Source organism: Klebsiella sp. GG_Kp146 (genome assembly GCF_040061975.1).
Taxonomy (GTDB): Bacteria; Pseudomonadota; Gammaproteobacteria; order Enterobacterales; family Enterobacteriaceae; genus Klebsiella; species Klebsiella quasipneumoniae.
The window spans coordinates 213,364-220,142 of the sequence record NZ_JBEAHA010000008.1 but is presented as its reverse complement, the minus strand read 5'-3'; the positions used below and the strand labels follow the sequence as shown (position 1 = coordinate 220,142).

At 57.8% G+C, this 6,779-nt stretch carries 5 protein-coding genes and 2 other RNA genes; all 7 read left to right on the top strand.

What is annotated here, in order from left to right; translation table 11 throughout:
- Nucleotides 1–82: non-coding RNA, RtT sRNA (locus ABLU95_RS10480), on the top strand; the annotation flags it as partial.
- A gap of 34 nt (nt 83–116) precedes the next feature.
- Nucleotides 117–249, top strand: a non-coding RNA gene (locus ABLU95_RS10475) — RtT sRNA.
- A gap of 838 nt (nt 250–1,087) precedes the next feature.
- On the top strand, nt 1,088–2,695 hold the full coding sequence (dppA, locus tag ABLU95_RS10470; RefSeq protein WP_023291310.1) for a dipeptide ABC transporter periplasmic-binding protein DppA: 1,608 nt from the start codon (nt 1,088–1,090) through the stop codon (nt 2,693–2,695).
- Between the two features lie 134 nt (nt 2,696–2,829).
- A complete protein-coding gene (gene dppB / locus ABLU95_RS10465; protein ID WP_002921786.1) occupies nt 2,830–3,849 on the top strand; it encodes a dipeptide ABC transporter permease DppB in 1,020 nt (339 codons plus the stop codon).
- Between the two features lie 9 nt (nt 3,850–3,858).
- Nucleotides 3,859–4,761, top strand: coding sequence for a dipeptide ABC transporter permease DppC (dppC, locus tag ABLU95_RS10460; RefSeq protein ID WP_065882873.1), 903 nt, complete (start codon nt 3,859–3,861; stop codon nt 4,759–4,761).
- Nucleotides 4,762–4,771: 10 nt separating this feature from the next.
- Nucleotides 4,772–5,755: a dipeptide ABC transporter ATP-binding protein gene (gene dppD / locus ABLU95_RS10455; protein ID WP_023291308.1), complete on the top strand. Its 984-nt coding sequence runs from the start codon at nt 4,772–4,774 to the stop codon at nt 5,753–5,755.
- Complete coding sequence (dppF, locus tag ABLU95_RS10450; RefSeq protein WP_023291307.1) at nt 5,752–6,765, top strand: dipeptide ABC transporter ATP-binding subunit DppF; 1,014 nt, start codon at nt 5,752–5,754, stop codon at nt 6,763–6,765. Before dppD ends, dppF begins: the two co-directional genes overlap by 4 nt.
- Nucleotides 6,766–6,779 lie beyond the last annotated feature (14 nt).

Below are 6,779 nucleotides of genomic sequence, written 5' to 3'. Positions count from 1 at the left end.
CGAGCGGAGCGAGAGAACGTTGCGTCAGCAACGGCCCGCAGGGCGAGCCACAAAGTGGCGAGTCATCCTCTATCACCGACCAAATTCAAAAAGCCTGCTCAATGAGCAGGCTTTTTTGCATCTTTGGCCTGTGAGGATGAGAACCTCCGGGGGCAGGAGGTTCGACTCGAGCGGAGCGAGAGAACGTTGCGTCAGCAACGGCCCGCAGGGCGAGCCACAAAGCGGCGAGTCATCCTCTATCACCGACCAAATTCAAAAAGCCTGCTCAACGAGCAGGCTTTTTTGCATCTGTAGCCTGTGAGGATGAGAACCTCCGGGGGCAGGAGGTTCGACTTGGGTTCCGTAGGCCCGCGCAAGCGCAGCGCCGCCGGGCATCATCAGCGCGCTACTGGCCAAAAACCCCATCAAAATCACAAAAAACGTCTTTATCCCCATTTCCAGCCAGCTGTTCGCTATTTTGTGACATCTTCCATTGCATTTTTTTATCGATGAACAGATCTTTTTTCGCGAAGCTTATGGCTAAATGCAGCATTTTCCGCTGTGCGTTTTAACGTTCACGCTATTAATCGCTCACATATTGGTCACATAGTAAGAAATTTTTCTCATTTGCTGGCATTGTTTCCCACTGGGTGTCGCACCTTAATAAGGTCTTTATTCTGCATATTCGCCTGTAGCATAAATTTCTCTGCTGAAAATAGCGTCTTGAAGTTTTTTTAATCTTTGCCTGCCGTTTCTCACGCTGGATGTAAAACCCGGCTGGCTGTATTGACGTTTCCCCATTCTGTTGACAGATTGTAGGGCATGAGGGGCATTTCATGGAGAATCCGTACTGCAACTCAGTCGTTTTTGCGAAAGGAATCCCCATCTCTCTCTACGCCTTCGGGCACCACCGACCGGACCGGGTATATTCTAAATAGTTCGCGCTGCGGGAAGGCGGCAAGTTTGCGAGTCCCCAGGAACATAGATAACGATGTGACTGGGATAATCGAGCGCAGCCAACGCATCCGTGGTTCGAAATATGACGAATAAAAATAAATAAAGGTCTGGCGGATATATGCAAACAACATCACAGTTTTGGAGCAGAATAATGAGTATTTCCTTGAAGAAATCAGGGATGCTGAAGCTTGGTCTGAGCCTGGTCGCCATGACCGTCGCCGCCAGCGTGCAAGCGAAAACCCTGGTTTATTGTTCAGAAGGCTCGCCGGAAGGCTTTAACCCACAGCTCTTCACCTCTGGCACCACCTATGACGCCAGTTCCGTACCCATCTACAACCGCCTGGTCGAATTCAAAACTGGTACGACGGAAGTTATTCCGGGACTGGCTGAGAAATGGGAAGTTAGTGCGGACGGTAAAACCTATACTTTCCACCTGCGTCAGGGCGTGAAGTGGCAGGATAATAAAGACTTTAAGCCAACCCGTGACCTGAACGCCGATGACGTGGTGTTCTCCTTCGATCGTCAGAAGAATACCAATAACCCGTACCATAAAGTTTCTGGCGGCAGCTATGAATACTTTGAAGGGATGGGATTACCAGACCTGATTAGCGAAGTGAAGAAAGTGGACGATAAAACCGTCCAGTTCGTCCTGACCCGCCCGGAAGCGCCGTTCCTCGCTGACCTGGCCATGGACTTCGCTTCCATTCTTTCTAAAGAGTATGCCGACAACATGCTGAAAGCCGGCACGCCGGAAAAAGTAGACCTCAATCCTATCGGTACCGGTCCATTCCAGCTGCTGCAGTACCAGAAAGATTCCCGCATTCTGTATAAAGCCTTCCCGGGCTACTGGGGCACCAAGCCGAAGATCGATCGTCTGGTCTTCTCCATCACGCCGGATGCCTCCGTGCGCTACGCCAAGCTGCAGAAAAATGAGTGCCAGGTGATGCCGTATCCTAACCCGGCGGACATCGCGCGCATGAAGGAAGATAAAAACATTACCCTGCTGGAACAGCCGGGTCTGAACGTCGGTTATCTCTCCTTCAACACCGAGAAGAAACCGCTGGACGAGGTGAAAGTTCGTCAGGCGCTGACCTACGCGGTTAACAAAGAAGCGATCATCAAAGCGGTTTACCAGGGCGCAGGCCAGGCGGCGAAGAACCTGATCCCGCCAACCATGTGGGGCTATAACGACGACGTCAAAGACTACACCTACGATCCGGAGAAGGCGAAGCAGCTGCTGAAAGAAGCGGGCCTGGAAAAAGGCTTCACTATCGACCTGTGGGCGATGCCGGTACAGCGTCCGTATAACCCGAACGCCCGCCGTATGGCGGAGATGATCCAGGCCGACTGGGCCAAGATTGGCGTCCAGGCCAAGATCGTCACCTACGAGTGGGGCGAGTATCTGAAACGCGCGAAAGCGGGCGAGCACCAGACCGTCATGATGGGCTGGACCGGCGACAACGGGGATCCGGATAACTTCTTCGCGACCCTGTTCAGCTGCGCCGCGGCGAAAGACGGCTCCAACTACTCGCGCTGGTGCTATAAGCCGTTTGAAGATCTGATTCAGCCGGCCCGCGCCACCGACGACCACAACAAGCGTATTGAACTGTACAAACAGGCTCAGGTAGTGATGCATGACCAGGCTCCGGCGCTGATCATCGCTCACTCCACCGTTTACGAGCCAGTGCGTAAAGAAGTCAAAGGCTATGTGGTGGATCCGCTGGGTAAACACCACTTCGATAACGTCTCTGTCGAATAATAAGCACGATGCCTGACCCCCTCTCCCCGCGTGGGAGAGGTGGGGGGCGTATTCCCGCTATTCCGGGGAATGCTTTTGTGAGCAATACAGACGCCCTGTCGCCAGGCGGGGCGTCACTAGAGAGAATCCGGGTTATGTTGCAGTTTATTCTCCGACGTCTGGGACTTGTCATCCCGACATTTATCGGTATCACCCTTCTCACCTTTGCCTTCGTCCATATGATCCCCGGCGATCCGGTGATGATTATGGCGGGCGAACGTGGTATTTCCCCCGAACGTCACGCGCAGCTGCTGGCCGAAATGGGCCTTGATAAGCCGCTGTGGCAGCAATATGCCCACTATATCTGGGGCGTGCTGCACGGCGATTTAGGCATCTCGCTGAAAAGCCGCATTCCCGTGTGGCAGGAGTTTGTCCCACGCTTTAAAGCCACCCTTGAGCTGGGCGTCTGCGCGATGATCTTCGCCGTCGCCGTCGGCATTCCGGTGGGCGTGCTGGCTGCGGTAAAACGCGGCTCCATCTTTGACCACACCGCGGTGGGCCTGGCGCTGACCGGCTACTCGATGCCTATCTTCTGGTGGGGCATGATGTTGATTATGCTGGTTTCGGTACAGCTGAACCTGACGCCGGTCTCCGGGCGCATCAGCGATACGGTGTTCCTTGACGATACCCTGCCGCTTACCGGCTTTATGCTGATCGACACCGCCATCTGGGGCGAGCAGGGCGACTTTATTGACGCCTTAATGCATATGATCCTGCCCGCCATCGTGCTGGGCACCATTCCGCTGGCGGTGATCGTGCGTATGACCCGGTCGTCGATGCTGGAAGTGCTCGGCGAAGACTACATCCGTACCGCGCGCGCCAAAGGCCTGACCCGGATGCGGGTGATTGTGATCCACGCGCTGCGTAACGCGATGCTGCCGGTGGTCACGGTGATTGGCCTGCAGGTGGGCACGCTGCTGGCGGGCGCCATCCTGACGGAAACCATTTTCTCATGGCCTGGTTTAGGCCGCTGGCTGATCGACGCGCTGCAGCGTCGCGATTATCCGGTGGTGCAGGGCGGGGTGCTGCTGGTGGCGACGATGATTATCCTCGTCAACCTGCTGGTCGACCTGCTGTACGGCGTGGTGAACCCGCGTATCCGGCATAAGAAGTAAGGGGCCATCATGTCACAAGTTACTGAAAATAAAGTTATCACTGCGCCGGTGCCCATGACCCCGCTGCAGGAGTTCTGGCACTATTTCAAGCGCAATAAAGGGGCGGTGGTTGGTCTGGTGTACGTGGCGGTGATGATCATTATCGCCGTGTTCGCCAACTTCCTCGCCCCGTATAACCCGGCGGATCAGTTCCGTGATTCGCTGCTGGCGCCCCCGTTCTGGCAGGAGGGCGGCAGCCTGGCGCATCTGCTCGGCACCGACGACGTGGGCCGCGATATTCTGTCTCGCCTGATGTATGGCGCGCGCCTGTCGCTGTTGGTGGGCTGCCTGGTGGTGGTCCTGTCGCTGATCCTTGGCGTGGTGCTCGGCCTGGTGGCGGGCTATTTCGGCGGGGTGGTGGATTCGGTCATCATGCGCGTCGTCGATATTATGCTGGCGCTGCCGAGTCTGCTGCTGGCGCTGGTGCTGGTGGCTATCTTCGGGCCCTCCATCGTTAACGCCTCGCTGGCGCTCACCTTCGTGGCGCTCCCGCACTATGTGCGTCTGACGCGCGCGGCGGTGCTGGTGGAGGTCAACCGCGACTACGTGACCGCCTCCCGCGTGGCGGGCGCCGGGGCGATGCGCCAGATGTTCGTCAATATTCTGCCTAACTGTCTCGCGCCGCTGATCGTTCAGGCGTCGCTGGGCTTCTCTAACGCCATTCTCGACATGGCCGCGCTGGGGTTCCTCGGCATGGGCGCGCAGCCGCCGACGCCGGAGTGGGGCACCATGCTCTCCGACGTATTGCAGTTCGCACAGAGCGCCTGGTGGGTGGTGACCTTCCCGGGCGTGGCGATCCTGCTGACGGTGCTGGCATTTAACCTGATGGGTGACGGTCTGCGTGACGCGCTCGATCCCAAACTGAAGCAGTAAGAGGTTCGAGATGGCGTTATTGAATGTAGATAAATTATCGGTGCATTTCGGCGATGAAAACGCGCCGTTCCGCGCCGTGGACCGCATCAGCTATAGCGTGAAGCAGGGCGAAGTGGTCGGCATCGTCGGGGAGTCTGGATCCGGTAAATCCGTCAGCTCGCTGGCGATTATGGGCCTGATTGATTACCCCGGCCGGGTGATGGCGGACAAACTGGAGTTTAACGGCCGCGATCTGCAGCGCATCTCTGAAAAAGAGCGGCGCCAGCTGGTGGGGGCGGAGGTGGCGATGATCTTCCAGGATCCGATGACCAGCCTCAATCCGTGCTATACCGTCGGCTACCAGATTATGGAAGCGATTAAAGTCCATCAGGGCGGCAATAAGCAAACCCGCCGCCAGCGGGCCATCGACCTGCTGAACCTGGTGGGCATTCCCGATCCGGCGTCGCGGCTGGACGTCTATCCACACCAGCTTTCCGGCGGGATGAGCCAGCGCGTGATGATCGCGATGGCGATTGCCTGTCGGCCAAAACTGCTGATTGCCGATGAACCGACCACCGCGCTGGACGTGACCATTCAGGCGCAGATCATCGAGCTGCTGCTGGATCTGCAGCAGCAGGAGAATATGGCGCTGGTGCTGATCACCCACGACCTGGCGCTGGTGGCCGAGGCCGCGCATAAAATTATCGTTATGTATGCCGGTCAGGTGGTGGAGACTGGCGATGCGAAGGATATTTTCCGCGCGCCGCGCCATCCATACACCCAGGCGCTGCTGCGCGCGCTGCCGGAGTTCGCCCAGGATAAAGCGCGTCTGGCGTCGCTGCCGGGCGTGGTGCCGGGGAAATATGACCGTCCCAACGGCTGCCTGCTGAACCCGCGCTGCCCCTATGCTACGGATAAATGTCGTAGTGAAGAGCCGGCGCTCGCGGATCTCACTGGCGGCCGCCAGTCTAAATGTCACTACCCACTCGATGATGCCGGGAGGCCTGGATTATGAGTACGCAAAAGGCCGCCACGCCACAACCGCTGTTGCAGGCCATTGATCTGAAAAAACACTACCCGGTGAAGAAGGGGTTATTCGCCCCGGAACGGCTGGTGAAGGCGCTGGACGGCGTCTCCTTTACCCTTGAGCGCGGTAAAACGCTGGCGGTGGTGGGGGAGTCGGGCTGCGGTAAATCGACCCTCGGTCGTCTGCTGACGATGATTGAAATTCCCACCGGCGGCGAGCTCTATTATCAGGGGCAGGATCTGCTTAAGCACGACCCGCAGGCGCAGAAGCTGCGGCGGCAAAAAATCCAGATTGTGTTCCAGAACCCCTACGGTTCTCTGAACCCGCGTAAAAAAGTGGGGCAGATTCTGGAAGAGCCGCTGCTGATTAACAGCAGCCTGAGCAAAGAGCAGCGCCGCGAAAAAGCGCTGGCGATGATGGCGAAAGTGGGCCTGAAAACAGAGCACTACGATCGCTACCCGCATATGTTCTCCGGCGGTCAGCGCCAGCGTATCGCCATTGCCCGCGGGCTGATGCTCGATCCGGACGTGGTGATTGCCGATGAGCCGGTCTCCGCGCTGGACGTTTCGGTACGCGCTCAGGTGCTGAACCTGATGATGGATCTGCAGCAGGATTTAGGGCTGTCCTACGTGTTTATCTCCCACGACCTGTCGGTCGTCGAGCATATCGCTGATGAAGTGATGGTGATGTATCTCGGCCGCTGCGTGGAGAAGGGCACCAAGGAGCAGATCTTTAACAATCCGCGTCATCCATACACCCAGGCGCTGTTGTCGGCGACGCCGCGTCTGAACCCGGACGACCGTCGCGAGCGGATTAAGCTGACCGGCGAGCTGCCGAGCCCGCTGAATCCGCCGCCGGGCTGCGCCTTCAACGCGCGCTGCCGCCGGCGCTTCGGCCCCTGCACCCAGCTTCAGCCGCAGCTGAAAGATTACGGCGGCCAGCTGGTGGCCTGCTTTGCCGTCGACCAGGATGAGAATCCGCAAAAGCCCCACGCCTGATGGCACGCTCCCGG

Excerpts from the sequence above, each read along its gene's own strand:
- dppB (WP_002921786.1), top strand. The coding sequence starts at position 2,830 with ATGTTGCAGTTTATTCTCCGACGTCTGGGACTTGTCATCCCGACATTT.
- dppA (WP_023291310.1), top strand. The coding sequence starts at position 1,088 with ATGAGTATTTCCTTGAAGAAATCAGGGATGCTGAAGCTTGGTCTGAGC.
- dppC (WP_065882873.1), top strand. The coding sequence starts at position 3,859 with ATGTCACAAGTTACTGAAAATAAAGTTATCACTGCGCCGGTGCCCATG.
- dppF (WP_023291307.1), top strand. The coding sequence starts at position 5,752 with ATGAGTACGCAAAAGGCCGCCACGCCACAACCGCTGTTGCAGGCCATT.
- dppD (WP_023291308.1), top strand. The coding sequence starts at position 4,772 with ATGGCGTTATTGAATGTAGATAAATTATCGGTGCATTTCGGCGATGAA.